This is a genomic window from Caulobacter sp. SRI_014, from assembly GCF_057586315.1.
Genome location: NZ_JBYCZQ010000004.1, coordinates 47,102 through 68,754, shown reverse-complemented (window position 1 = coordinate 68,754; position 21,653 = coordinate 47,102). Strand labels below are relative to the sequence as shown.

At 68.5% G+C, this 21,653-nt stretch carries 16 protein-coding genes; 11 read left to right on the top strand and 5 right to left on the bottom strand.

What is annotated here, in order from left to right:
• Positions 1-43: 43 nt before the first annotated feature.
• The 4 genes from AC2YG9_RS11145 (at position 44) to AC2YG9_RS11130 (ending at position 7,702) form a co-directional block, all read left to right on the top strand.
• Positions 44-2,188 (top strand): transglycosylase domain-containing protein, encoded by a 2,145-nt coding sequence (locus AC2YG9_RS11145; protein ID WP_487298047.1) that lies wholly within the window; start codon positions 44-46, stop codon positions 2,186-2,188.
• Positions 2,189-2,543: 355 nt separating this feature from the next.
• Positions 2,544-5,420 (top strand): Rne/Rng family ribonuclease, encoded by a 2,877-nt coding sequence (locus AC2YG9_RS11140; protein ID WP_487298046.1) that lies wholly within the window; start codon positions 2,544-2,546, stop codon positions 5,418-5,420.
• A gap of 56 nt (positions 5,421-5,476) precedes the next feature.
• The gene (locus tag AC2YG9_RS11135) at positions 5,477-6,886 is read left to right on the top strand and encodes a M48 family metalloprotease (protein ID WP_487298045.1); all 1,410 of its coding nucleotides are present in this window, start codon (positions 5,477-5,479) and stop codon (positions 6,884-6,886) included.
• Between the two features lie 36 nt (positions 6,887-6,922).
• Complete coding sequence (locus AC2YG9_RS11130) at positions 6,923-7,702, top strand: DsbA family protein (protein ID WP_487298044.1); 780 nt, start codon at positions 6,923-6,925, stop codon at positions 7,700-7,702.
• Position 7,703: 1 nt separating this feature from the next.
• Here AC2YG9_RS11130 and AC2YG9_RS11125 read toward each other — a convergent pair whose 3' ends face one another.
• Together AC2YG9_RS11125 and AC2YG9_RS11120 are read right to left on the bottom strand one after the other, a co-directional pair.
• Complete coding sequence (locus AC2YG9_RS11125) at positions 7,704-9,341, bottom strand: tetratricopeptide repeat protein (protein WP_487298043.1); 1,638 nt, start codon at positions 9,339-9,341, stop codon at positions 7,704-7,706.
• 52 nt (positions 9,342-9,393) lie between these two features.
• Entirely contained in the window at positions 9,394-10,182 is a 789-nt protein-coding gene (locus AC2YG9_RS11120) for a thiazole synthase (protein WP_487298042.1), read from the bottom strand.
• A gap of 329 nt (positions 10,183-10,511) precedes the next feature.
• On the opposite strand from AC2YG9_RS11120, the gene AC2YG9_RS11115 reads away from it, so the two are divergent.
• Positions 10,512-12,068, top strand: coding sequence for a carboxylesterase/lipase family protein (locus AC2YG9_RS11115; RefSeq protein WP_487298041.1), 1,557 nt, complete (start codon positions 10,512-10,514; stop codon positions 12,066-12,068).
• A 4-nt stretch (positions 12,069-12,072) separates the two neighbouring features.
• On the opposite strand, the gene AC2YG9_RS11110 is transcribed toward AC2YG9_RS11115, so the two are convergent.
• Positions 12,073-12,900, bottom strand: a complete 828-nt coding sequence (locus AC2YG9_RS11110; RefSeq protein WP_487298040.1) for a LytTR family DNA-binding domain-containing protein — start codon at positions 12,898-12,900, stop codon at positions 12,073-12,075.
• Positions 12,901-13,049: 149 nt separating this feature from the next.
• Between AC2YG9_RS11110 and AC2YG9_RS11105 the strand changes: the two genes are divergently transcribed.
• A complete protein-coding gene (locus tag AC2YG9_RS11105; RefSeq protein WP_487298039.1) occupies positions 13,050-14,567 on the top strand; it encodes a carboxylesterase/lipase family protein in 1,518 nt (505 codons plus the stop codon).
• Here AC2YG9_RS11105 and AC2YG9_RS11100 read toward each other — a convergent pair.
• Positions 14,560-15,207 (bottom strand): exopolysaccharide biosynthesis protein, encoded by a 648-nt coding sequence (locus AC2YG9_RS11100; RefSeq protein ID WP_487298038.1) that lies wholly within the window; start codon positions 15,205-15,207, stop codon positions 14,560-14,562. The genes AC2YG9_RS11105 and AC2YG9_RS11100 overlap by 8 nt on opposite strands.
• 133 nt (positions 15,208-15,340) lie before the next feature.
• Complete coding sequence (locus tag AC2YG9_RS11095) at positions 15,341-15,772, bottom strand: endonuclease domain-containing protein (RefSeq protein WP_487298037.1); 432 nt, start codon at positions 15,770-15,772, stop codon at positions 15,341-15,343.
• Between the two features lie 297 nt (positions 15,773-16,069).
• Here AC2YG9_RS11095 and topA point away from each other — a divergent pair, with 297 nt between their 5' ends.
• The 5 genes from topA to AC2YG9_RS11070 are packed head-to-tail and all read left to right on the top strand — an operon-like array spanning position 16,070 to position 21,422.
• Complete coding sequence (topA, locus tag AC2YG9_RS11090; RefSeq protein WP_487298036.1) at positions 16,070-18,721, top strand: type I DNA topoisomerase; 2,652 nt, start codon at positions 16,070-16,072, stop codon at positions 18,719-18,721.
• Between the two features lie 20 nt (positions 18,722-18,741).
• The gene (locus AC2YG9_RS11085; protein WP_487298035.1) at positions 18,742-19,464 is read left to right on the top strand and encodes a prolipoprotein diacylglyceryl transferase; all 723 of its coding nucleotides are present in this window, start codon (positions 18,742-18,744) and stop codon (positions 19,462-19,464) included.
• Complete coding sequence (locus AC2YG9_RS11080; RefSeq protein WP_487298034.1) at positions 19,418-20,884, top strand: radical SAM protein; 1,467 nt, start codon at positions 19,418-19,420, stop codon at positions 20,882-20,884. Before AC2YG9_RS11085 ends, AC2YG9_RS11080 begins: the two co-directional genes overlap by 47 nt.
• Entirely contained in the window at positions 20,881-21,138 is a 258-nt protein-coding gene (locus AC2YG9_RS11075) for a hypothetical protein (RefSeq protein WP_487298033.1), read from the top strand. The genes AC2YG9_RS11080 and AC2YG9_RS11075 overlap by 4 nt, the downstream gene beginning before the upstream one ends.
• On the top strand, positions 21,135-21,422 hold the full coding sequence (locus AC2YG9_RS11070) for a hypothetical protein (protein ID WP_487298032.1): 288 nt from the start codon (positions 21,135-21,137) through the stop codon (positions 21,420-21,422). Before AC2YG9_RS11075 ends, AC2YG9_RS11070 begins: the two co-directional genes overlap by 4 nt.
• The last annotated feature ends 231 nt before the right edge of the window (positions 21,423-21,653 follow it).

Sequence of the window (21,653 nt, the reverse complement as noted above, 5' to 3'; positions counted from 1 at the left end):
CCCGCGTTACCAGCCCCGGGACACTTCCGAGAGCTGCTGACGCATGACTGACCACCCCGCCGGAATGCCTGTCCCACCCACGCCGCCGCGCGACCGATGGCAGGCCATTCAGACCGAACTGCGCGCTGGCCTCGGCCAGGCGGCGCGCAGTCGTTGGGCGCCCTATGCGGTCATCGCGCTGTGCCTGGGCATCCTGTTTGTCGCCTACCTCAGCTGGTCGCTGCCGCTGGGCCGGGCGCTGGAGCCGTTCGAGACCCCGACCCTGGTGTTGGTCACCGCCGACGGCAAGCCGTTCGCCCGGCGCGGCTTCTACAAGGAGGCGCCGGTCGACGCGAAGGCCCTGCCCCGCCATGTGTCGGGCGCCTTCGTGGCCATCGAGGATCGCCGCTTCTATTCCCACTGGGGCGTCGACCCCATCGCCGTCGGTCGGGCGGTCATGGCCAACGCCAAGGGCGGCCGCGTGCGCCAGGGCGGCTCGACGATCACCCAGCAGTTGGCCAAGAACGCCTTCCTCAGCAACGAGCGCAGCCTGCGCCGCAAGGGCCAGGAGGCGATCATCGCCATCTATCTGGAAGCCAGGCTGTCCAAGAACGAGATCCTCTCGCGCTACATGTCGAGCGTCTACTTCGGCGACGGCGTCTATGGCCTGCGGGCCGCCGCCCGGAACTACTTCGACAAGAAGCCGGAGGACCTGACCCCCGCCGAGGCCGCCATGCTGGCCGGCGTCGTCAAGGCCCCCACCCGCCTGGCCCCCACCGAGGACTTCAAGGCCGCCAGGGCCCGGGCCGCCGTGGTGCTGGCCGAGATGGTCGACACACGGCTGATCAGCGAGGATGAGGCGGCCAAATCCCTGAAAACAGTCAAGCTGAAGGGCGCGCGGTCCAAGCTGCCGGACGGCTCCTACTTCGCCGACTGGATCGGACCGCAGGTGCGCCAGACGTTCCGGCGCGGCTTCGGCGAGGTCACCGTCTGGACCACGCTGGACAGCCAGATGCAGATCCAGGCCCAGCGCGCCGTGCGCAATGGCCTCAAGGGCGGCAAGGGCCGGCGGGTCAGCCAGGCGGCTCTGGTCGCCATGCGCACCGACGGCCGGGTCGTGGCCCTGGTCGGAGGCGCCGACTACGACAAGAGCCAGTTCGACCGCGCCACCCAGGCCATGCGCCAGCCCGGCTCGGCGTTCAAACCGTTCGTCTATCTGGCGGCGATCCGGTCGGGACGAACCCCCGGCAGCGCCATCCTCGACGCCCCCGTCAAGATCGGCAACTGGAGCCCGCAGAACTATGAGGGCAGCTACGCGGGCGGCGAGATCAGCCTGGCGGAGGCCTTCGCCAAGTCCTCCAACGTCGCCTCGGCCCGGCTGGTGCAGGAGGTCGGGCCTTCGCGGGTGATCCGCGCCGCCCGCGACATGGGGGTGACATCCAAACTCCCCAACGACGCCTCCATCGCGCTGGGCACCGGCGAGATGACCCTGATTGAGCTGACCAGCGCCTATGCTTCCATCGCCGCCGGCCAATCGCCGGTGAAGCCCCACGGCCTGCTTGCGCAGGCGGCGAGCCCGCCTGAACGGCGGCTGTCGCGCGGCGACCGCACGGCCATGCTGCAGCTGATGCGCGGCGTCATCGAGCACGGTACCGGCACGGCGGCCAACATCAACCCCGGCGTCTACGGCAAGACTGGCACCAGCCAGGACTATCGCGACGCCTGGTTCGTCGGCTTCGCCGGCGACCTGGTGGTCGGAGTCTGGGTCGGCAACGACGACAACACCCCGATGAAGGGCGTCACCGGCGGCAATATCCCGGCCCAGATATGGCGGGACTTCATGGGCTACGCCATGCGCCGCCCCGACTTCCCGCGCGCCACGGAGGTCATCGACCAGCCGCTGGTCGACTTCGATGTGGCGCAGCTGGACGACAGCGCCCTGCCGGACGAGGTGCTTTACGGCGTCGACGAAAACGGCCTGCCCATCGTCCCGCCCGACGGCCCGCCGATGGACGACGAGCCCATGGGCCCGCCTCCGCCCGGCTATCGGGAACCCTCGCGGGGCCCGGAGGACCGGGCTGAACCCGACTATGGTCGCGATAATGAGCCTCGATTCTACGACCGCCGGGGCGAGCCCCAGGAGGGCGATCTACGACCGATGGACGACCCGCCGCCGGACGACGAGGCCGGCGCGGACGACTGGCCCTAGGATAGCCTTCAGAAGGCAGCGGTCATTGCCGCCTTTCCTTTCCGACCCACATCAGGCTAATGTCGCGTCTGCGCGCCGCACCCCGCAACCGACGGGTTCGCTCCGCGCAACGCACAGGCTGGCGTCCGGCCTGGTTGGAGCAAGCTCCGATAAGAGGACGCCGAACCGATCCGCATCCTGAGCGCCGCACTGGCGCACCCAGGAACAACAGAGACTTTCATGGGCCGCGCGCACGCTCCCCAACATTGTCCGCTTAGAGCCGCCCCCCTCGGGGCCGGGCTTGGCGACGTGCTGCGCGCCGTAACAACAGGGCGGCTGCGCCAAGAGCGCGCCCCCGACCGAAAAGAGACCTTCGATGACAAAAAAGATGCTCATCGACGCCGCACACGCCGAAGAAACGCGTGTCGTCGTCATGGATGGAAGCCGGATTGAGGAATTCGACTTCGAAAGCCAGAGCCGGAAGCAACTGCGCGGGAACATCTATCTCGCCAAGGTGACCCGGGTCGAACCCAGCCTGCAGGCCGCCTTCATCGAGTACGGCGGCAACCGGCACGGGTTCCTGGCATTCAACGAAATCCACCCCGACTACTACCAGATCCCGCTGGCCGACCGTGAAGCGTTGACCCGCGAGCTGGCCGAAGACGATGACGAGCCGCCGCCGCCGAAGCGCGACCGCGGCCGCGGTCGTGGCCGCGCCAAGCCGGCCGCCCGCGAGGCTGACCCGTCGATCGAGGCCTCCGAGGACGGCGAAGAGGCGGAAGCTTCGGAAGACAACGGCGCCGAGTCGCATGACGACGGGCAGGACGATGGCAACGGCGACGATCACGATCACGCCGAGACCGTCAGTTCCTCGTCCGCCTCGGACGACGATGACGACGACATGGAAGAAGAGGTTGAGCGCCGTCGCCGCCGCCTGATGCGCAAGTACAAAATCCAGGACGTCATCCGCCGCCGGCAGATCATGCTGGTGCAGGTCGTCAAGGAAGAGCGCGGCAACAAGGGCGCGGCCCTGACCACCTACCTGTCGCTGGCCGGCCGCTATGGCGTGCTGATGCCCAACACCGACCGGGGCGGCGGCATCAGCCGCAAGATCGTCTCGGCGACCGACCGCAAGCGCCTGAAGACCGTCGTCCAGGGCCTGGGCGTTCCCAAGGGCCTCGGCCTCATCGTCCGCACGGCCGGCGCCAAGCGCACCAAGGCCGAGATCAAGCGCGACTACGAGTACCTGATGCGGCTGTGGGAAAACATCCGCGACACCACCCTGAACTCCGTGGCCCCCGCCCTCATCTACGAGGAAGAGGACCTGGTGAAGCGGGCCATCCGCGACCTTTTCGACAAGGACATCGACAGCGTCCAGGTCGAGGGTGAAGCCGGCTACAAGGAAGCCCGCGACTTCATGCGGATGATCATGCCGGCCCAGGCCAAGAAGGTCGTGGCCTACCGTGAGCCGACGCCGCTGTTCGTCGCCCACCGCATCGAGAACCAGCTCAGCCAGATCTACACGCCGGTCGTGCCGCTGCGTTCGGGCGGCTATCTGGTGATCAACCAGACCGAGGCGCTCGTCGCCATCGACGTCAACTCCGGCAAGGCGACGCGCGAGCGCAACATCGAGGCGACCGCGCTGAAGACCAACATGGAGGCGGCCGAGGAGGCCTGCCGCCAGCTGCGTCTGCGCGACCTGGCCGGCCTGATCGTCATCGACTTCATCGATATGGAGGAGTCGAAGAACAACCGCGCCGTCGAGAAGGTCCTCAAGGACAATCTGAAAGACGACCGCGCCCGCGTTCAGATGGGCCGCATTTCTTCCTTCGGCCTGATGGAAATCAGCCGCCAGCGCCGCCGCACCGGCGTGCTGGAAGGCACCACCCACGTCTGCCCCCACTGTGAAGGCGTCGGCCGCGTGCGCTCGGTCGAGTCGAGCGCCCTGTCGGCCCTGCGCGCCGTGGAGATGGAAGCCCTGCGCGGCGGCGGCGAGCTGACCCTGAAGGTGCCGGGGGCCGTCGGCCTCTACATCCTCAATGAGAAGCGCGCCCACCTGGCCCGCATCCACGCCGTCCACCACCTGTACGTCACCATCCAGATCGACGAGGGCCTGGCCCACGCCGAACACGAGCTGGAGCGCACCGCCCTTGGCGAGCACAGCCTGCACGCCCTGGACGTCACCGCCCTGGCCTCGATCCCCTCGCTGATCGATGACGACGACGATTTCGTGCCGCCCGAGGACGACGAGGACGACGAGGAAATCATCGACGGCGACGAGGACGAGGCGGATGCCCGTCCGGCTCGCCGCGAAGGCGCCGAACGCGACCCGCGTCGCGATGATGACAGCCGCGATGGCCGCCGCCGTCGCCGCCGCCGTGGCGGTCGCCGCGACGAGGAGGGCGAAGACCGCCCGGCCGTCGTCGCCGGTGAAGTCGACGACGTCGATGGCGAAGGCGATGCCGACGCCGGGGGCGACGACGAGTACGACAAGGACGGACGCCGCCGGCGTCGCGGCCGTCGCGGCGGTCGCCGCAGCCGCGAGGAAGATCGTCCCAAGGACGGCTTCGCCTGGGCCCGCCCGCGCGTGCCGTTCGGCGACGATCCCTTCCAGTGGCATGACCCGGCCACCCTCGAGGGCGGCGGCATGCTGAGCGTCCGCGATCCCGAAAACACCCCGGCCCGCCCGGTGCTGGTCGAGGGCGACGAAGGTCCGGTGCGTGAAGAGCGCGGCGGCCGCGAGCGTGGCGAACGTGAACGCGGTGAACGGGGTGGCCGTAGCCGCCGCCGGGGCCGCGATCGTGATCGGGGCCCGCGCGAGCCGCGTGACGACGTCGCCGCTGATGTCGTCGAAGCGGCCCTGCCGGCCGAAGAGTCCGCGCCGGTCGAAGCGATGATCGATCCGCCGATCTCGACGCTCGACGCCCCGGTTCTGGCCGCCGGCGAGCCCTTCACCGACGAGGTCTGGGTCGAACTGCCCGCCGATGAGCCGGTGAAGAAGGCCCGCAAGAGCCGCGCCAAGCCGAAGAAGGCCGAAGAGGCGGTGGAAGCCGTCGAGGCCGCGCCCGAACCGGTCATGGAAACGGCGCCGGAACCGGTCGCCGAAGCGGCGCCCGAGCCTGTCGCCGCCGCCGCGCCGGAGCCTGCCCCCGTTGTTGAAAAGGCCCTGGAACCGGCCAAGCCGGCCGAGCCCGATCCCAACGAAATCACCGCGCCGCCGGAAAAACCCAAAAAGGGTTGGTGGCGCCGGTGATCAACCCGCACTAGTCTTGAGTCTGCGCGGGGGCGCAAACGGAGTAACCTGAACCGATGAGCTCCCGCGCTTTCTCTTCCTGGCGGCCGCTTCGCGCGGCAATCTGCGGCCTGACGGCGGCCAGCCTGTTGCTGTCCACCGGCCTGCCGGCCGTTGCCCAGGAGGACCGGGTCTCGCTTTTGCGCGACACCGAGATCGAGGCGATTCTGCACGCCGAGGCCGATCCGCTGATCGCCGCGGCGGGCCTGGTCCCCAAGGATGTCACCATCCTGCTGGTCGGCGACAAGTCGCTCAACGCCTTCGCCACCCAGGGCCAGGTAATGGGCTTCAACGCCGGCCTGATCCTCGAGACCGAAAACCCCAACCAGCTCAAGGGCGTCATCGCCCACGAGATCGGCCACCTGGCCGGCGCTCACCCGCTGCGCTCGGGCGACATGCAGAACGCCGGCCTGCGTCCGATGCTGCTGACCATGGGTCTGGGCGTGCTGGCCATGCTGGCCGGAGCGCCGGACGCCGGCGCCATGCTGATCGGCAACTCACAGTATTTCGGCGCCCTCGGCGCGCTGGGCTTCAGCCGCGAGCAGGAAGGCCGCGCTGACCAGGCCGCCGTCGGCTTCCTCGAGAAGACCGGCCAGTCCAGCCGCGGCCTCGTCGAGTTCTTCGACAAGTTCCGCTACCAGGAAGTCTTCCAGGAAGCCCGCCGCTTCCCCTATTTCCGCAGCCACCCGCTGTCGTCGGAGCGGATCGAGATGCTGCGCTCGCGCGTCGAGCAACAGTCGCACTACAACGTGGTCGACTCGCCCGCCGACATGGAACAGCACGAGATCATGAAGGCCAAGATCGTCGCCTTCACCCAGCCCCAGGTCGCGCTGATGCGGTACAGCGAGACCGACAAGAGCTATCCGGCCCGCTACGCCCGGGCCATCGCCTACTACCGGCTGAAGGACGTCAACCGCGCCATTGGCATGGTCGATGTCCTGCTGACCGAACAGCCCGAGAACGCCTACCTGTGGGAACTCAAGGGCCAGATGCTGTTCGAGTTCGCCCGCGCCAAGGAGGCGGAATACCCGCAGCGCCAGTCGGTGAAGTACAAGCCCGACGCCCCCCTGCTGCGCATCAACCTCGGCCAGACCCTGATCAACCTCGACGATCCGGTGAAGCGCGACGAGGGCATCGAAATGCTCAAGCGCTCGCTGCTGCACGAAGACATCCCGGACGCCTGGCGCCTGCTGGCCCAGGCCTACGACGCCAAGGGCGAGGAGGGCCTCGCGAGGCTGTCGACGGCCGAATACTACTACGCTCTCGGCGGCATGAACGAGGCGCGCGGCTTTGCCATGCGGGCCCGCGACCTGCTCGACAAGAACAGCGTCGGCTGGCGCCGGGCCACCGACATCGTCCTGACCGCCAATCCCAGCCGCGAGGACCTGCAGGACCTCGCCAAGGAAGGCGCCATCAGCCGCCCGTAAGGTCGGCTCCGCTCCCTGAAAGACCACGAGACCATCATGCGCCGCTCGACGATCCCGCTTGTCATCACCCTGGCCGCCACGGTCGGGCTGACCGCCTGCGAGAAGAAGGACAAGTCGATCACCGACGTCGATCCGGCCTCCATCGAGGCGGCCCAGGACGTCAAGGTCGACAAGGAATTCGGCGACAAGGTGCGGGCCTACATCCTGCAGCACCCGGAAATCCTGATCGAGGCCCAGCAGGCCCTGCAGATGAAGGCCATCGCCGAGGAAGAGGCCAAGGTCGAAAAGAACTTCGGCAGCCACAGGCTGCAGCTGCAGCGCGACAAGCGGGACTTCGTGATCAACCCGAACGGCAAGGTCACGGTGGTGCAGTTCTTCGACTACAACTGCACCTTCTGCAAAGTCATTGCGCCGGAGGTGGCCAAGCTGGCCCGCGAGAACCCCGACGTGCGGTTCGTCTTCAAGGACTACACCCTGGGCAATTTCGGCCCGACGTCGGAGTACGCCGCCGCCGCCGCCAGGAAGCTGAACGAGAAGGGCCTGTTCGCCGACGCCCACTTCGAGATGATGGAGCACCGGCCGCTGACCGACGAGCAGGTCGACGACCTGCTGACCCGCAACGGCGTCACCCCGGCCTCGGTCCGCGCGCTGGACCAGACCCCGGCCCAGCAACAGTATCTGGCTGACCAGCGCCAGCTGGCCAAGGACATGGGCTTCAACGGCACCCCCGCCTTCTTCGTCGAGGACGACTACATCAGCGGCGCCCAGACCGAAGTCCTGAAAGCCGCCATCGCCAAGGCCAAGCGCGGCAAATAGCCTAGATCTGCCCCGCCGCGACCGTATCGAGCCTCGGCCCCACCCACTCACGGCCCGCCTGCTTCATCCGTTCGCCGGCGGCGTCCGCCCTGCCCTTGCCGGCTTCGGCCCGGCTGGCGACCAGCAGGGTCAGCGGGTCGTGCGGCCAGCGCTCCAGCACCTTGCCGGTCTCCTTCAGCGCCTTGTCGGTCTGGCCCGAGGCCAGCAACGCCGCCGCATAGGACCGCCGCACCGGATACCACCAGGCCGGCGGATCGCGGGACTCGCCCAGTTCCCGCTCCTGCATCAGAGCGGCCTTGTAGTAGTGCCGCGCCGCCTCACGCGGATTGTTCTCCAGCATGGCGGCCCGGCCGAGCAGCACCTCATGGGCGATGTCGGCCATGACCACGAAATCCCTGGAATCCCCGGCCATGATCGACGGCCGCGCGGCCAGCAGCAGCGCCGCCTCGGCCCGCACCCCGGCCGCATCGCCCTTGCGGCTCAGCGCCTCGCCGCGCGCATAGCGCCACAGGGCCCGGTTCATCGGATCGGCCGGCCGGGCCGTCGCCATCAGTTCTCCGATGTCGCCGAACCGCCCATAGGCGAACCAGCCCCGCCCGGCGCTGTACTGCGCCCAGGCATCGTCCTTTTCCAGCGTCCGCGCCCGGAACACCCCACCGATCTTCAACGCCGCCCTGGCGTCGCCGGCCATCATCGCCCCGCCCATCGCAAAGCTGACGTTGTGCCCGTAGTACCAGAGCTTGAAGATGTCCTCGGGCCCCTCCGTGCGCTTCACCCAGGCCGCATCGACCTCCATGGCCTCGAGGTTGGCCCGCGCCGCGTCCTTGTATCGGCCGATCTGGTAGTAGGTGTGCGACGGCATGTGGATCAGGTGGCTGGCCCCCGGCGCCACCCCCTGCAGCCTGTCGGCATAGACCTCGGCCTTGCCGGGCGAACCGACCCATTCACTGGCGTGGATGTAGAAGTGAATGGCCCCGGCGCTGCTTGGGCTGCGGGCCAGCACCGTCTCCAGGATCGGCATCGACCGGGCCGGCTGCCCTGCGATCATCCAGGCGTCGCCGGCCCAGGTCCAGATCGTATCGTCGTTGGGATACTTGCTGGCCAGGGCGTCCATGGCCTTTGCGAAGGCCTTGTCGTCGCCCTTTCCGGCGTAGCGGGCGACCAGCGCCGCGGCCATCTCGCGGTCGCGCTCCGACCCGTTGGCCAGCAGGGTCTGGGCCTTCAACGCCGCTTCCCGCGCCTTGACCAGCTGATCGGGCTCCAGCGGGTAGTTGATCGTCGGCCCCAACGACCAGGCATAGCCCCAGGCGCACAGGCCGCACTGCGGATCCAGCCGCACGGCCTCGGCAAAGGCGGCCGTGCCTTCCTCATGGTTGAAGGCCCAGGCCAGCTGCAGGCCGTAGTCGAACCAGCGCTGGCCCTCGGCATTGCCGCCGGTCCTGAAGGAACCGTTCCCGAAGGCGTCGGACATCGGCGGCGGTTTGGGCGGCTTGGCCGCCGCCCCGCCGGTCGCCTCGGTCTCGGCCGTGATGCACATGGGCGAGACGGCCATCGGCCGATAGGCCTGGGCCGACACCGCCGCCTGGCTGGTCGGAATCAGGATGGCCAGGCTCACACCCAGCAGCCACGCGGTCTTCATGATGGTCCTCCCAGACTCCCTCACGCTAGACCATTACGGCGGTTTGGCGAGCCTAGATGAGCCCGGCAAGCGGCGACGAGGGATCGGCGTACATCCGGCGCGGCATGCGGCCGGCCAGATAGGCTTCGCGGCCGGCGATGACCGCATGTTTCATGGCGCTGGCCATCAGGATCGGATCCTTCGCCTCGGCGATGGCGGTGTTCATCAGGATGCCGTCGCAGCCCAGTTCCATGCCGATGGTCGCGTCGCTGGCCGTCCCCACGCCGGCGTCGACCAGCACCGGCACCTTTGCCTGCTCGACGATGAGCCGCAGGTTGACCTTGTTCTGGATGCCCAGCCCCGAACCGATCGGCGCGCCCAGCGGCATGATGGCGGCCGCCCCGGCCTCCTCCAGCTTGCGGCAATAGACGAGGTCGTCGGTGCAGTAGACCATGACGTCAAAGCCCTCGGCAACGAGCAGCTTCAGCGCCCGCAGGGTCTCTTCCATGTCCGGATAAAGGGTCTTCGGGTCCGACAGCACCTCCAGCTTGACCAGGCTCCAGTCGCCCGCCTCGCGGGCCAGGCGCAGGGTGCGCACCGCCTCTTCGCCGGTGAAACAGCCGGCTGTGTTGGGCAGGTAGGTGAACTCGTCCGGCTTGACGAAATCCATCAGCAGCGGCTGCGAGCGGTCCGTGAGGTTCACCCGGCGCACGGCCACGGTGACGATCTCGGCCCCCGCCGCGCGGGCGGCGTCGGCGTTGGTCTGGTAGTCCTTGTACTTGCCGGTGCCGACGATCAGGCGGGAGCTGAAGGTGCGGCCGGCGACGGTCCAGGTGTCTTGCGTGCTGGGGGGCGTGCTCATGGGGCGGGGATACACCAGGCGGGGCGGCGCGGGGAAGGCGCGGTTATCGAAGCGACCACCATTATAACAGAGGCGTCGGCGAGCGAGACGGCGCGATGAGGACAATCGATTGAATTCATGTGCCTTTCCTGTGGGTCGGGGGTTTGCGGATGTGGGCCGGAGCGTAGGTCGGCGCGTGGCCAGCGCGCGGGGGATGTAGGTCGGAAAGAGGGAGCGGCGGGCTACGCCCTGCGACAGGCCCCGCCAACCGCCAAACGGGCGCTTTGAATTTTACCCGGAGGAAATTCAGGCGGCATTGTCGGCAGGCAGGTAACCGGTATCATTTGGCAATGAAGACCGCTTTTCCCAGTCGTCGGTCCGTGCTGGCGGGCTCCGTAGCGCTCGGAGTCGCAGGGCCCGCGGTCGCCCGGCGGGGCGATCCGGTCGTGGCGACGCGGCCCGGGCCGGTGAGCGGTCTTCGCGAGAACGGCCTGCTGGTCTTCAAGGGTGTCCGCTACGGCGCCGACACCGCCCCGCGCCGCTTCCAGTCGCCCGTCGCCCCGACGCCCTGGAAGACGCCCCTGCCCTGCACGTCCTACGGCCACGCCTCGCCCCAGCGCGGCAAGGAGGAGGACCAGTCGGAAGACTGCCTGTTCCTCAATGTCTGGACCCCCGGCGCCGACGCGGCCCGCCGGCCGGTGATGCTCTACATCCACGGCGGCGCCTACATGACCGGTTCGGGCTCCAGCCCGTGGACCGACGGGACCCGCCTCGCAACCCGGGGCGACGTCGTGGTCGTGACCGTCAACCACCGCCTCGGCCCGTTCGGCTACGCCTACCTGAACCGCCTGGTCCCCGGCTTCGAGGACGGCGGCAACGCCGGCATGCTCGACCTAGTCCTGGCCCTGCAGTGGGTGCGGGACAACATCGCCGCCTTCGGAGGCGACCCGGGGAAGGTGATGCTGTTCGGCCAGTCCGGCGGCGGGGCCAAGATCGCCACCCTGATGGCCATGCCGGCGGCGAAGGGGCTGTTCCATCGCGCCGCCACCATGAGCGGCCAGCAGCTGACCGCATCGGGTCCCGGCAACGCCACCCGCCGGACCCAGGCCCTGCTCGACGCCCTGAAGGTCGGTCCCGAGGCGCTGGCGGCGGCGCCGTTCGCGCAGATCGTCGAGGCGCTCGGCGCCACCGACCCGGTGATCGGCTCCGGCGGCCTCTACTTCGGCCCGGTTCTCGACGAGCGCAGCCTGACCCGCCATCCCTTCTACCCGGACGCCCCGCCGCAGAGCGCCGGCATCCCGATGATGATCGGCAACACCCGCGACGAGACGCGCGGCTTTTTCAGCGACCCGGCCATGTACGCCCTGACCTGGGAGGAGCTGCCCGGGAAGCTGGTCCCCAACATGCGGGTCGACATCGATCCGGCCCTGGTCATCCGCCGCTACCGCGAGCTCTACCCGGCCTATTCGCCGAGCGATGTCTTCTTCGCCGCCACCACCGCCTCGCGCTCCTGGCGGGCGGCGATTATCGAAGCCGAGCTGCGGGCCAGACAGGGATCGCCGGTCTTCGCCTATCAGCTCGACTGGAGGTCGCCCAAGGACGGCGGCATGTGGGGCGCGCCCCACACCCTGGATATCCCCCTGGTGTTCGGCACGCTCGACGCGCCGGGGGTCATCACGGGCACAGGCGACGATGCCAAACAGGTCAGCAGACTGATGATGGACGCCTTCATCCGCTTCGCTCGTAGCGGCGATCCGAACGGTGGCGACCTGCCGAAATGGGAGCCCTACGCCCTGGAACGCCGCCAGACGATGGTCTGGAACGTCGAGCCGAAGCTGGCCGATGACCCGCGCGGCGAGGAGCGGAAGCTGTTCGAAAAGGTCCCCTTCATCCAGCAGGGAAGCTAGGGCGTCAGCCGGCCTTCAACCGGTCCTGAACCTGGCGGCGATAGCTGCGGCTCACCCGCAGGACCGCGCCGCCTTCGAGCTCGAGTTCGGCGTCGCCGCCATCGAGCAGGGTCAGGCTGCGCATACGGTCGGCCGCGACGATGGTCCGGCGGTGAATGCGGATGAAGCGGGCTGGCTCGAGCCGCGCCTCGAAGCTCCCGGAGGTCTCGCGGATCAGGTGGATTGCCGCGCCGACATGCAGGGCCAGGTAGTTGCCCTGTGTCTCAATCCAGTCGATCTCGCCGACGGCCAGCCGCGACTGGCGGCCACGCAGGGGGACGATCACGCTGGTCAGCCACGCCGTCTCCGCAAGCGGCCGTGACCTGCCGAGCAGCTGAACCACCTGGGCGATGGCGAGCATCAGGCCGATGGCGCAGGTCAGCAGCGCCCAGTCGGCGGCCAGGTCCTGGCGCAGGGCAACCGCGAGTGGCCTCGTCTCGGGCCCAAGCACCCAGGCTGCCAGCGGATTGGCGATCAGCACCAGGGCGGCGGCGGTCAGGAGGCTGACCCCGACCTGCAGCGCCAGACGCGGCCAGACCTTGCCGCTGGCCACCGGCAACGTCCGCACCAGCCACAACAAGCCCGGCGTCACAGAGGCGCCCAGCGCCGTGGCGCCGGCGATCCGCAAGACCTCGCGCTCCCAGGCCAGCGGCCTCCCGGCGTCGAGCGCCGGGATGACGTTGCCGGGCTCGAGCAGCAGCAGAAAGGCCAGCCAGAAGACGGCGCCCAGCCCAAGGTCCCGCAGCCAGACAGGCGCGGATCGCAGCGGTGGCGGGTCGGCGGCGAGAGACATGGCGCAAGTCTGAGCCCCGTCCGACGGGCTGTCCAGCCGCCGCCTGTGACGAGCCGTGGCGCCGGCGGGACGAAGCGTCTGGCCCCCGGCCCGGTGCGCCGCCAGCCTTCGACCCCGACACCATGGGAGGACGACTCTTGAGACGATGGATGGCCACGATAGCTCTGCTCGCCACAGCCTGGACCGCCCCCGCGCTGGCGGCTGGGGTGGAGACGACGGCGGGACGGGTCCAGGGAACGCGCGAGGGGGATCTGAGCATCTACCGCGGCCTACCCTTCGCGGCGCCGCCGATCGGCGACCTGCGTTGGCGCGCGCCTCAGGCCGCACGCCCCTGGAAAGGCGTGCGCAAGGCCGACGCCTTCAAGCCCGCCTGCATGCAGAACGGCGTCTCGATGCCCGGTGAGGCCCCGCCGACCGTCAGCGAGGACTGCCTCTATCTGAACATCTGGACCCCGGCGCGCTCGTCCACAGCGAAGCTGCCGGTGATGGTCTGGATCCACGGCGGCGGCTGGACCAACGGATCGACCGCGATGCCGCTCTACTCCGGCGATGCGCTGGCGCGGCGCGGAGTAGTGGTCGTGACCATCGCCTACCGCCTTGGTCCATTCGGCTTCCTGGCGCATCCGGAGCTGACGGCGGAGGCCGGCTCCTCCGGCAACTACGGCTTGCAGGATCAGATCGCCGCCCTGACCTGGGTGCGCGACAACATCGCCCGGTTCGGCGGCGATCCGGGCCGGGTAACGATCGCCGGCCAGTCGGCGGGGGGCATGTCGGTGAGCATCCTGATGGCCTCGCCCCAGGCCAGGGGCCTGTTCCACCGCGCCATCGGCCAGAGCGGCGGCTTCTTCGAGCCGGTTGCGCTGGCGCCCGGTTACCTGTTGGCCAACGCCGAAAAGGACGGCGTGGCCTATGCGACTTCAGTAGGCGCTGGCTCGCTCGCGGACCTTCGCCGGCTGCCGGCCGAGGCGCTTCTGGGCGGCAAGGCCGGCCGGATTTCCCACCCTGTGGTCGAACCGCAGCTGCTGCCCGCTCCGCCCTATGATGTCTTCGCGGCGGGCCGCCAGCACGATGTGCCGCTGCTGGTCGGCTACAACGCCGACGAGGCCCGCTCGCTGACCGATCTGTCAGGGGTGACCGCCGCCCGGTTCGAAGCCGACATCGCCGCCCGTTGGGGTCCCCTGCCCCCGCCCCTGCTCGCCGCCTACCCGCACGCCACCGACGCTGAGGCGCGGCAGGCGCGGGCCGACCTGGAGCGCGACCTGAGGTTCGGTTGGGACATGTGGACCTGGGCGCGCCTGCAGGCGAAAACCGGCAAGAACTCCGCCTGGCTTTATCATTTCAACCGGGCGCCGGCCTTCCCGGCCGGCTCAACCTTCGCCGACTGGCGCGCCGCCCACTTCGTCGAGCTCTGGTACATGTTCGGCCATGTCGGCCGCGAACCCTGGAGCACGGCCGCCGACAGCCGCCTGTCGGAAACCATGGTCGGCTACTGGACCAACTTCGCCCGCACCGGCGATCCGAACGGACAGGGCCTGCCCGCGTGGCCGGCCTTCGCGGGGAACCAGGTTCTGCACCTGGACGATCCGGTCACAACGGGCGGCGTTCCGGACGAAGGCGCTCTAGAGGTGTTCGACGCCGTCTACGGCCAGTTGCGCGGTCCTAGCTGAACAGGCCGGCGATCCAGTCGATGTTGCCGCTGAGCCCTTGCATGAAGGCGACCGCTCCGGCCACCATCGCCTTCCAGAGCAGGGCCAGGATGCCGATGCTGACCAGGCCGCTGGCCCAGCCGACCAGGGCGGCCAGCCCGTCTCGCTCCGCCAGCCCGAGGGCAAAGGCGGCGATGGCGAAGCTGGGCAGCATGTTGCCGAACGGGATCGGCAGGAAGACGATGGTCGCCAGCACGACGCAGAACAGACCGGTCAGGCGGTTGATGATCGGCCCGTAGAGAAACGTCAGCCGCCGGCGCAGCCGCCGCTCCAGCCAGGCCAGATAGGGCGTCAACTTGCCCATCAGCGCCACGTAATCGGTCCGGCTCATGGTCCGGTTGGCGATGACGCTGGGCAGCCAGAGATGGTCCCGCCCGATCATCCACTGGACGGTGATGAACAGCAGCGGCGCGCCCAGCACCGCCGAAACCCCCGGCGGCATCGGCAAGGCCAGCGGCGCCGCGAACACGAACATCAGCGCCCCGAAAGCCCTGTCCCCGAACGCCTTGGTGACGTCGCTGACCGACACGGTTTCGTGCTCCTCGGCGGCGATGCCGGCGAGGATCTCGGAGACGCGGGGCGGATGGACAGACTCGGTCATGGGTTGTTGGCGACTATATAGGGAGGCGGATTTCACGCGCCCGTGAAGAAATGGAAATCTTGTCGATTGTTGGTTGAGACGCGCCTCCCGTTTGGGGGGCACGGGCGGATTGGGTCTAGTGGCCGGCGCCCATCTACGACTCCTCTCCCGCGAGGGAGAGGAAGGGGCCCGCGCCGAAGGCGTGGGAAGGAGAGGGTTTACGGTCGGCGGGGGATTGTCCGCTCTTGGGTCGCGCGCTCCGGAGATGGCCCAGCAGGGTGAGCGCCACGCCATTCGTATTCTCCAGAACGTCACGGTTGGCGAACCGCACAACGAGGAACCCCATGCGCTCAAGAACCAGTGTCCGAGCCGCGTCCTTCTCCTCGCGCCCTTGGTGCGAGGCGCCATCGAGCTCGACGATCAGCCTCGCATCCATGCAGGCGAAATCGACGACGAAGCGGTCGAGGGGAACCTGGCGACGGAACTTGTATCCTTCGAGGCGGCAGGCCCGGACGACGGACCAGAGGCGCCGTTCGGCCTTCGAAGAGCCTTGCCGGAAGGCCCGGGCGAGTTGTGTGTTGCGCATGGCGATGATCCCGAAGATGAGAACATTATGCGAACATTTCGATTTGTGAAAGCCGTCCCGGGTCCGTAAACCCTCTCCCTCCCACGCCTGCGGCGCGGGCCCCTCCCTCTCCCTCGCGGGAGAGGTGCTGGATAGTCGGTCGGCTTCGGAACTCAGACGAACGAGTTGGCAATTTCGCCAATCCGCCCCACCTGATTCTCCCATGCGTTGACATTCCCCCATCGGGCGACGCACCTTCCGCGCCCTTGAGGGGGCCTGAACCGTCCCGTCCCTACCTATAGAGTCCAGCCACATTTCATGAACGTCGTCGTCGTCGAGAGCCCGGCCAAGGCCAAGACCATCAACAAGTACCTGGGGCCCGGCTACACCGTTCTGGCGTCCTATGGCCACGTCCGCGATCTGCCCTCGAAAGACGGCTCGGTGAAGCCGGACGAGGACTTCGCCATGTTCTGGGAGGTGGATTCGAAGTCCACCAAACGCATCAGCGACATCGCCGACGCCCTGAAAGGCGCCGACGGCATCATCCTGGCGACCGACCCCGATCGCGAGGGCGAGGCCATCAGCTGGCACGTCCTGGAGATCCTGCAGAAGAAGAAGGCGATCAAGGACAAGGCCGTCAGCCGCGTCACCTTCAACGCCATCACCAAGACCGCCGTGCTCGACGCCATGGCCAACCCGCGCCAGATCGACATGGAACTTGTCGACGCCTACCTGGCCCGCCGCGCCCTCGACTATCTGGTCGGCTTCACCCTATCGCCCGTCCTGTGGCGCAAGCTGCCGGGCTCACGCTCGGCCGGCCGCGTGCAGTCGGTCGCCCTGCGCCTGGTCGTCGACCGCGAGGTCGAGATCGAGAAGTTCCGCACCCAGGAATACTGGAGCGTCGATGCGGAGGTCACCGCCGGCGGCGATCCCTTCACCGCCCGCCTGGTCAAGCACGAGAACAAGAAGCTCACCAAGTTCGACCTCGGCGACGAGGCCACCGCCCACAAGGCCCGCGACGCCGTCTCGGCCGCCGCCTTCAGCGTCCACTCGGTCGAAAAGAAGCCGGCCCGGCGCTCGCCCCCGCCGCCCTTCACCACCTCGACCCTGCAGCAGGAAGCGGCCCGCAAGCTCGGCTTCAACGCCCAGCGCACCATGCAGGCGGCCCAGAAGCTGTACGAAGGCATCGACATCGGCGGCGAGACCACCGGTCTGATCACCTACATGCGGACCGACGGCGTCCAGGCCGCGCCCGAAGCGCTCGACGAGGCGCGCGGCGTCATCGCCGGCCTCTATGGCAAGGACTACGTTCCCGAGAGCGCCCGCATCTACAAGACCAAGGCCAAGAACGCCCAGGAAGCGCACGAAGCCATCCGGCCGACCTCGCTGAACCGCAACCCCGGCAAGCTGCGCCTGGAAGGTGATCTTGGCCGTCTCTACGAACTGATCTGGAAGCGGATGATCGCCAGCCAGATGGAAGCGGCCCGCATCGAGCGCACCACCATCGAACTGGAAAGCGGCGACGGCCAGACCGGCCTGCGCGCCACCGGGCAGGTCATCCAGTTTCCCGGCTACCTCGCCGTCTATGAAGAGGGCCGCGACGACGCCGAAGACGAGGACGGCGCCCGACTGCCGCCCGTCAACGAGGGCGCCGCCGCCCGGGTGCTGAACGTCAAGGCCGACCAGCACTTCACCGAACCGCCGCCGCGCTATTCGGAAGCCAGCCTGGTCAAGAAGATGGAAGAGCTCGGCATCGGCCGGCCCTCGACCTACGCCTCGATCCTGACGGTGCTGCGCGACCGCGCCTATGTGCGGATGGAGAAGAACCGCTTCATCCCCGAGGACAAGGGACGGCTGGTCACCGCCTTCCTCGAGCAGTTCTTCGCCCGCTATGTGGAGTATGATTTCACCGCCGGACTCGAGGAGAAGCTCGACCTGGTCAGCGACGGCAAGCTGAACTGGAAGGCCCTGCTGCGCGAGTTCTGGACCGACTTCCACGCCGCCGCCGACGGCATCGGCGAGCTGCGCGTCAGCCAGGTGCTGGACGCCCTCAACGAGAGCCTCGGCCCCCACATCTTCCCGCAAAAGGAAGACGGCTCCGATCCCCGCCTCTGCACCACCTGCGGCAGCGGCCAGCTGTCCCTGAAGACCGGCAAGTTCGGCGCCTTCATCGGCTGCTCCAACTATCCCGAATGCCGCTTCACCCGCCCGATCGCCCAGTCAGAAGGCGACGGCGAGGCCGAGACCGCCGACCGCGAACTGGGCGTGAACCCCAGGACCATGCAGGCGGTCTGGCTGAAGAACGGCCGCTTCGGCCCCTACGTCGAGGAAGCCGGCGAGAAGCCCAAACGCGCCAGCCTGCCCAAGGGCTGGGCCCCGGCGACGATGGACATCGACAAGGCCCTGCGCCTGCTCGAACTGCCGCGCGACGTCGGCGCCCACCCCGAGGACGGCAAGATGATCCAGGCCGGCATCGGCCGCTATGGACCCTACGTCCTGCACGACGGGACCTACGCCAACCTGGAAAGCGCCGACGAGGTGTTCGACGTGGGCCTGAACCGCGCCGTGGCGGTGCTGGCCGAAAAGCGGGCCGGCGGACGCGGCGCGCGCGGCCAGGCGGCGGCGCTCAAGGAGCTGGGCGCCCACCCCGAGGACGGCCAGCCGATCAAGATCCTGTCGGGTCGCTTCGGCCCCTACATCAAGCACGGCTCGACCAACGCCAACGTGCCGCGCGGCAAGGACCCGCTGGAGGTCACGCTGGAAGAGGCCGTCGGCCTGATCGCCGAACGCATCGCCAAGGGCGGCGGCAAGAAGCCGGTCAAGAAGGCCAAGGCGCCGGCGAAAGCCAAGACCCCCGCCAAGACCGCCCCAGCCAAGTCGGCAAAGGCCAAGGCCGATGCGCTGGGCGTGACCAAGGTGGTGGCCAAGAAGAAGGCCCCCGCCAAGAAGAAGCCGGCCGCCAAGGCCTGACGACAGCGGGTGGGGACGCGATGATCCACGTCCCCACCGCGCCCTTCGCCCACATCCTCTTCGACCTGTTCGCCTGGGGCGGCGGCCTGGCGCTCGGCTGGGCGGTGTCGCGCTGGCGGCTGAAGGAGGCGACCCGGTCCCTGGCCGTCCAGACCGGCCCCGGCTACTTCGTGGCCCTGGCCCTCGGCGCGGTCCCCGGCGCCTGGCTCGCCGGCTCCCTCAGCAGCCTGCAAGGCCCCAACCCCGCCCTGTCGCACAGTGTCGCCGGCGCCCTGGTCGGGGCCATAATCGGGGTCGAGATCTACAAGGCGGCGCGCGGCCTGAAGGGATCGACCGGCGGCGTCTTCACCGCCCCGTTCGCGCTGGGTGTCGTCATCGGCCGCTGGGGCTGCCTGTTCACCGGCCTCTCCGACGGCACTTATGGCAAGCCCACATCCCTGCCCTGGGCCGTCGAGCTGGGCGACGGCGTCGGCCGCCATCCGGTCCAGCTCTACGAGTCCCTGACCATGGCCCTCTTCCTGGCCATCTACCTGCACGCGCTCGGCAACCGCCGCCCCTGGGCGCTGCAACGCGGCTTCTACGCCCTCTGCATCGCCTACGGCGCCCAGCGCTTCGTCTGGGAGTTCCTCAAGCCCTATCCAGCGGTCCTGGGCCCGTTTAACCTCTTCCACATCCTGTCGGCGGGGTTGGTGGCGTATGGACTTGTCTATTGGCGAAACGACCTGCGACGCGCCGGAGGCTGACCCGGAGTCCGAATTCCTGGGACGCAAGGTCGCGCCCTACCTCTTCTTCGGCCAGACCACCAGCCTCTGCGAGGTCTGCCTGGGCCTCGTCCCGGCCAAGATCCTCGTCGAGGGTACCAGCGTCTTCTACCAGAAGCGCTGCCGCCAGCACGGCGTCCAGAAGACCCTGATCAGCGACGATCTCGACTACTGGAAGGCCCAGAAAGACTGGCTGAAACCCGGCGACCGGCCCCTCGCCCCCCACACCAGGACCGACTTCGGCTGTCCGTACGACTGCGGCCTCTGCCCCGACCACGAACAGCACAGCTGCCTGGCCATCATCGAGGTCAACGAGGCCTGCAACCTCTCCTGCCCGGTCTGTTTCGCCGACAGCTCGGTCAAGCGCACCGGCCACCGCCCTCTGGCCGAGATCGAGCGCATGCTCGACATCCTCGTGGCCAGCGAGGGCGAGCCCGACCTCGTCCAGATCTCCGGCGGCGAACCGACCCTGCACCCGCAATTCTTCGATATCCTCGACGCCGCCCGGCGCCGCCCGATCCGCCACCTGATGATCAACACCAACGGCCTGCGCATCGCCCGCGAGCCGGGCTTCGCGGAACGCCTCGCGGCCTACATGCCCCGCTTCGAGGTTTATCTGCAGTTCGACAGCCTGCGCCCCGAAGCCCTCAAGGACATCCGCGGCGCCGACCTCTCAAAGGTCCGCATCGAAGCCCTCACCGCGCTGGAGGCCGCGAACGTCTCCACCACCCTGGTCTCGACCATCAAGAAGGGCGTCAACGACCAGGACATCGCTGAGACCGTCCGCTTCGCCCTGCAGTGGCGCTGCGTGCGCGGCGTGACCTTCCAGCCGATCCAGGACGCCGGCCGCAACGACGGCTTCGACCCCAAGACCAACCGCATGCTGGCCAGCCAGATCCGTCGCGAGATCGCCAGGGCCGGCGTCTTCGGCCTCGAAGACCTCATCCCCCTGCCCTGCAACCCCGACCAGATCTGCATCGGCTACGGCCTGCGCGACGGCGCGACCGTCACCCCGGTCACCTCCCTGCTGCCGCGCGAGCTGTTCGTCGCCGCCGCCCCCAACACCGTCACCTTCGAAGGCTATCCGGAACTCCAGCAGCGGGTCTTCGAACTCCTCTCCCTCTCCACCGCCCAGGCCGATACCTCAGACAAGCTGGCCAGCCTGCTCTGCTGCCTGCCCCAGGCCGCCGTCCCCGAAGACCTGGCCTACGAACACACCTTCCGCGTGGTGATCAGCCAGTTCCTCGACCGCTACAATTTCGACCTCGGCACGGTGAAGCGCTCCTGCGTCCACTTCGTCGAGCCCGACGGCCGCATCATCCCCTTCGACACCTACAACACCTTCTACCGCCCGGGCGCCGAGGGCGCGGCGGCGTTGGCCAAGGGACGAGGTCAGCTATGACGCGCGGCAAACAGACCGAACCCGGCAAACGCCTGCTGGGCTACATCCTGGTCACGGTCGGCATCCTCTGGATGCTGCTCTGCGGGGCATGCACTGGCTTGGTCTTCGCCATAACCATCTCGATGAACCGCCCGGAGATAGCCGAGGTGGCCAGCGCCATGGTGCTGCCGTTGATCATCGGGCTCGTCGGCGCGGCGCCAGGCCTGCTGCTGTTCCTCGTCGGTCGGAGCCTACTGCGGCCGAAGCTGCCGTGATCAATCCGCCACCGCCCTTTCCGCCCTCGGGCGAAGGCTACGAGAAAAGTGTCGGGGCCCGCGTCCTGATCACCTTCTCCATCCTCTGGCTGGTCCTGACCGGCGGCTGCACCCTGGTGATGAGCGGGTCCTATGCCTGGGAAGGCTTTCCCACCTACGGGGTGGGCATGCTGATCCTGTTCTGGATCGTCGGGCTGATCTGCATGCTGCCGGGGATCATCGCCCTCGCTGTCGGCCTCTGGCTGGGTCGCCGGGCCCGCCGCAAAGGCCTGCGCGCCCGATAGGATGCCCCCCTTCCTACCGCTCATCCCGGCGAATGCCGGGATCCAGCCGCCTGAGCGCAGCTGTTCCGGACTCGTGCCCCTGGGCACGGCTCAAACCCATCACGGCCGTGCGCACGCGCACGCACACCCACCCTCCAAGCTCTACGAACTGGATCCCGGCATTCGCCGGGATGAGCGGAAACGCGGGGTATAGGCCGGAGTGATCAATCACTGCCGAAATACCCCGCAAAT